The following is a 315-nucleotide window of genomic DNA, read 5'->3' as shown; positions in this document are numbered from 1 at the left end:
GTATCCAGCATTTCCACGTGGAATACTGCGCTGCTGTCAAAATTGTGTTTCATGGTCTTATATCCAGTTATTTGGGGGTTATAGGTGAAATGCTGTGCCCTTAGTTCGTGCCCGAGACAGGGCGACGAGCCGTAACCGATGCAATCCAGTCTTCCGGAATAGCGGTTGAGACTTCGCGCATGTCTTGCTCGTCTTCCGAATCGGACACGTCCTTGTTGCTGACAACCAGCACATAGCCCCGACGCACAAAACAGCGGCCAACGCACACACCATTATTGCGCGCGCGTACCGTATACGTTTCGCCGTCAGTAATGA

At 52.1% G+C, this 315-nt stretch carries 1 protein-coding gene; it reads right to left on the bottom strand.

Translation table 11 applies throughout. From position 1 onward, the window contains the following. Positions 1–100: 100 nt before the first annotated feature. The coding region (locus AC1RPX_RS07890; RefSeq protein ID WP_481763345.1) for a hypothetical protein at positions 101–315 on the bottom strand (215 nt) is incomplete at its 5' end.

It is taken from the genome of Dellaglioa sp. CoH-56-MRSF-14, from assembly GCF_056782115.1.
Note: the sequence above shows the minus strand (reverse complement) of the source record. Positions and strands in the feature narration are given on the sequence as shown.